Consider the following 4,296-nt stretch of genomic DNA (forward strand, 5'->3'; position numbering starts at 1 on the left):
AATCCTTGCTGCTACTGCATTTTTCAATTGTTCAGCAAGCCCTAGATAGGTGACGTTGTCTTCTATTCGGTGGGTTAGGCGGTTCTTCGCTTGAAATAAATGACGGTATCATCTATTCGGCGATTCGGTGGTACTTCGCTTGAAATAGATGATGTCGTCATCTTTACTGTGGGTTTGGTTTGTTAGGGTGTCATCCTTTACGTCAAAGGAATACCGGCTACTTTTCGGATTTCGTTGGCCAGCCGATGAAACTCGTCCTTGTCCGTCTGAGTGGTCGCCACATTCCATGCCGCCTGCAGGAACGCGATGATTTTCTCCGCGTCTTCTTGGCTCATTTCCGATGCCACCTCCTCCTGCTCCAAAGTGGAATCAGCTTTCAAGCTCCACCAACCTTCGCCTCCGAATGACTCGTTCAGATCCACCGCCACGCCGGCTTGGCGGACGTTGTTTTGGTATTGGTACAGATTCGCCCGCTCACTTCTCTTGCCCCGGCTCCAGGCATACGTCTGCCAGAAATGGCGGCAAGCGCCCCTTTTGGCCATCTCCTCAACGACTGCATAGGATCCGTAGACTCCGACCTCGAAGTCCGGCAGCTGGCTGGCAGCCCCCCGCAAGTAAGCTTCGATTTCATCGTAGTCTTCCGGCCCCGCATCGTAGTCCACGGCAAAATAAATCGCCGACCCAGGCGGTTGGCCGACCGTCCGCGCTTCTCGGAACGCGGCGGCTCCGTCGGCTTGCCCAGAGGACGCGCCGCCTGCGGGGCGGTTGGCCGTCGTCTCGTAGACGGAGACGACCTTCATCCCCGCCTCCGAAATCGCCTGTGCCTCTTCCGACGTCAGGCGCTTCCAAGCATAGCTTGCCGGTACCAAGTAGCGAGCGGCGAACGTAAACCCGGCCACGGCCAGAGCCCGCGCCGTGGCGGCAGTCAGCGGCGTAGAGCAGTCGATTCCTTTCGCCACTAAGATCCCCCCCTTCCTCATGCATGAGATCAGGCTCTTCTATATTCAATGTATATGTCACGGCCGCGGTGTAGGCTCCGCCCAAACCTGCCCCGATGATGTCAGGCTAAGGAGCGCAAGCACGATCAGCCTTCACGAAGATTCCTTCTTTTTGTTTTTGGCGAATTGGTACAATCCGGACGCCGTCAGTCCGATGACCGAAATCGTCGTTAGCGTCTGCCTGACGGTATCGGGGACCAGGACGAATACGGCTGCGACGGCCAGGCTTAGTATATGATTATAGCGACTCGGTACCTTAAATTCCTTCGCAATTCCAACATATGCAGCCACGATCGGAGCAAGAAGCGCGGCTTGTTCGGTGAGAGGGGTCAATTCGTTCATCATGTCACCCCCCTCTCAAGTTCACGAGCAAAGCCACCGCAGCCGCCAGGACTGCCCCCACCACCGTGCGCCACAGCCATCTTTGGTTGTCGGCGATCTCGTCGATCCGGTGATGGGCCGATTTCGCTGCCTGCAGCGCCTGCAACGCCGCGTCTCTCGCCGTCTCCGCCGTTTCGCGCACGTCCGTCAGCGCATCGATTTTCGTCTCCAAACGAACGACGCGCTCCCGGATTTCCGAGAGCACGCGCGCTTCTTCCGTGGGCATGGGGGTCACCTCCCAAGAAATAAGGCCCCGCTTATGCGAGCCCCTCATAGTCTAATCCTGTGATTTCGTTGTAGTGCTCAGTTGTGATCACGCCGAATCGTACATATTGCAGCAATTGCGGCAGCTTTGCCCAGCCCTTCTGGTAGTAATATTGAACTCGCTCGAAATCGCTCACGCTCCTGCACCTCCTTCGAGAGCCAGCAACTGTAATTCGAGATTTACAAGCTGCTCGCCAAGCATTTGATTTTCTGCCCGCAAATCTAGCGATTCGAGTTCACGCTGGACGAGTTGCTCACCGATGATATCGAGTTCGGTGGGTCCATGGGGCGGATTCCTCCGTGCCTCGACTTCCTCCAGGGGTAGGGTTTCTTCCCATTCCCCCGTTTCGAAATTCAGTATCGGCTCAAAAATGCCGTCGAGTCGTTTCGCCACCCAATACCCAACTTTAACCAATTTCTCCGGGTTTTCTGGATCTAGTTCGTATGCTTCGGAAATGTCCGGCGCATCACCCTCAACGTGGGAAACTCCCCTGTTGAAATTCGGCTTGCCGTCTAGCCCAACAAATAACGCTTGTTTCATGGTTCAACCCTCCCCTTATTGTTTTGCACGAAAAATGCAGTTCAATTGAAATTGAATAGTGGGATCGAACGCTCCCGTACTGAACAAAACGACGCTTCCATCTACTCGGACTATTAACATGCTATTAATCACGCCATCGTTTACCCGAGCAATAGGATACCGTTTATTTTTTGCAGGCCACAATTCTTTTGGAAGGTAGAAAACTGTTGTGTTGTTTGTACCGGTTCCCTTTAGGTTGCCTTCAAATTCCACTAGACCGTTCTCATACTTAACGTATCCAATATTTTCGTCACCATTGGACCAACCACCTACAAGAATCGGTGCTATGGTTTGCGGCTGTTGCTTATGCGCCTTCCCACGTTGCATAGCCGTTATATCCGCTTTAGCTTGGACAACGATCCGCGTCAGGTCGTCTACCGCTTCCTTAATGTTCGGGACAACTTCGCCCGTGATCGTAATCGGTGCTAGGCCGATTTTGTACGTATCCAGCGCCAAGTAATCGACGGAATAGGCGGCGGTTGGGTCGTATAAATTCGTACCTATCGTGAGTCGTTGATTACCATAGGCTGTTGATGCACTATCGTAATACCAACCTTGGCCTAAGTTTGTCCCATAAATTGTTTCGCGTTTTCCGCTTTTATAAAATCTAAGGATACTATTGACACGGTTATTAAACTGCGATTCAGGGAATGCCGTTTGGTTTAATCGCGTAAATCCGCCATTAGAAACAGGCGTTACCGCTTCCCCAACAATAACCCCCGCCCCAACTTCAACGAAGTTGTCCCCATCCTCCAGTATTAATTCGCCGTCATAGGGAACGAATTCCGTGACAGATTGGGAAAGCTGGTATTGGAGTTGGTAGGGCGTAAAGTTAGGGGCGTAGTTGTTTAGAACATAGTTTTGATCGGACGTAATACCTGTACCGTCAACAACGGATTTCCAGTAGTACGTAGCAATTCCGTCATAGGGCCCGCCAGTAGATGAGCAAAGCTTCCAACCGTTCATGTACGCCTTAATAAGCGGAGTTGTGCCCGGTGTCATCGCGTCCGTCCATCCGCTATCTGCATCGTCAATCGTGATAATAATCCCTAGTGTATTCCCAACATACAGCTGATCCCCTGCGGAATAGGCCGTATTTGTTAAGTTGGTGGATAAAATTTTCCCGTTATATTTAATGCAATAACCTGAGTTCAAAACAGGTTTAGCAATGTTAGATACGGGTAAGGATACACGCTTAAATCCAACGTAATCCGTTTCTAGCTGCCATGCTTGCGACCCATCCAACACCATCCGCTTAAACCGTCTAGTTGCATACGGTTTCCCCTCGCCGTCAAATTCCAACGTATCCGCTACACTACCGTCCATATTCGACGCAAGATTCAGGCCGTCCATAAAGTACAGGTGGGACGGTTTTTGGACCTCATAAGGCGCGGCCGTCGTCCCTAGATTAAGCATCGGTTGTGCGTTTTTAACCTCGTTCGCGTCGATGTTTGCGCGGTCGGTTCTCCGAATCGCTAGACGTACATACCGCGCATTACTCGGTGCGGTCGCCACAGCGCCGTCAGCCTTGAATGTGATATACGCTTTATTTTCGTCGTACCAATAGGAGTAAAAATCCCCCATCGTGTACCCGTTGGCATAATTGACGGAAAAGAAGTAGTTTTTTCCACCGATGATCGGAATATAGTCAATCGTGCGAATCGCTGTAGTATCCGAGAATTGCGTACCATCTGCGATTTTAATCGTGCCGGATTCCCAAGCGCCGACTTCGGTGGATGCAAGATTCCGTCCTGGTGTCCGGATATAAATTGCGTTGATGTTTTTCATATCGTCTACATAGGGATATACCGTTTCGATATATGCCTTCGCTTCTGCCGGGGTCATGCCATCGAGTTTCGTTTTCTCAGCGGCTGTGATTTCAAAAACGCGCACATCGTCAAAATAGCCACTACTTCCGGATGGGCCACGTACAACTAGATTCAAAGCTACGATTGCTGATGCCGATGTCCACTGGGATGCCGCATAATGTAGAACTAATCTCGACGTATCCGTGACTAGTGACGTACCTAGGGCTTGCTGAACGGGTCGCTTTTTAGGGCATCACGGGCAAGC

Annotated in this window: 6 protein-coding genes; all 6 read right to left on the reverse strand. The window is 51.5% G+C overall.

Annotation, left to right across the window (positions count from 1 at the left end):
- Positions 1 to 197: 197 nt before the first annotated feature.
- The 6 genes from PTZ19_RS25155 to PTZ19_RS25180 all read right to left on the reverse strand — a co-directional run bounded on the left by PTZ19_RS25155 (position 198) and on the right by PTZ19_RS25180 (position 4,167).
- Complete coding sequence (locus PTZ19_RS25155) at positions 198 to 959, reverse strand: DUF1906 domain-containing protein (protein WP_276358449.1); 762 nt, start codon at positions 957 to 959, stop codon at positions 198 to 200.
- A 132-nt stretch (positions 960 to 1,091) separates the two neighbouring features.
- Positions 1,092 to 1,340 (reverse strand): hypothetical protein, encoded by a 249-nt coding sequence (locus PTZ19_RS25160; RefSeq protein ID WP_276358450.1) that lies wholly within the window; start codon positions 1,338 to 1,340, stop codon positions 1,092 to 1,094.
- Between the two features lie 4 nt (positions 1,341 to 1,344).
- Complete coding sequence (locus PTZ19_RS25165; protein ID WP_276358452.1) at positions 1,345 to 1,605, reverse strand: hemolysin XhlA family protein; 261 nt, start codon at positions 1,603 to 1,605, stop codon at positions 1,345 to 1,347.
- A gap of 31 nt (positions 1,606 to 1,636) precedes the next feature.
- Positions 1,637 to 1,780 (reverse strand): XkdX family protein, encoded by a 144-nt coding sequence (locus PTZ19_RS25170; protein WP_276358454.1) that lies wholly within the window; start codon positions 1,778 to 1,780, stop codon positions 1,637 to 1,639.
- On the reverse strand, positions 1,777 to 2,184 hold the full coding sequence (locus PTZ19_RS25175; RefSeq protein ID WP_276358456.1) for a hypothetical protein: 408 nt from the start codon (positions 2,182 to 2,184) through the stop codon (positions 1,777 to 1,779). Before PTZ19_RS25175 ends, PTZ19_RS25170 begins: the two co-directional genes overlap by 4 nt.
- A 15-nt stretch (positions 2,185 to 2,199) precedes the next feature.
- Positions 2,200 to 4,167, reverse strand: a complete 1,968-nt coding sequence (locus tag PTZ19_RS25180) for a hypothetical protein (protein WP_276358458.1) — start codon at positions 4,165 to 4,167, stop codon at positions 2,200 to 2,202.
- Positions 4,168 to 4,296 lie beyond the last annotated feature (129 nt).

The sequence above is a fragment of the Cohnella caldifontis genome (assembly GCF_029360585.1).
GTDB classification, from domain to species: Bacteria; Bacillota; Bacilli; order Paenibacillales; family Paenibacillaceae; genus Cohnella; species Cohnella caldifontis.

Coding starts and splice junctions, on each gene's coding strand:
- PTZ19_RS25165 (WP_276358452.1), bottom strand. CDS start 1,605: ATGCCCACGGAAGAAGCGCGCGTGCTCTCGGAAATCCGGGAGCGCGTC.
- PTZ19_RS25175 (WP_276358456.1), bottom strand. CDS start 2,184: ATGAAACAAGCGTTATTTGTTGGGCTAGACGGCAAGCCGAATTTCAAC.
- PTZ19_RS25160 (WP_276358450.1), bottom strand. CDS start 1,340: ATGAACGAATTGACCCCTCTCACCGAACAAGCCGCGCTTCTTGCTCCG.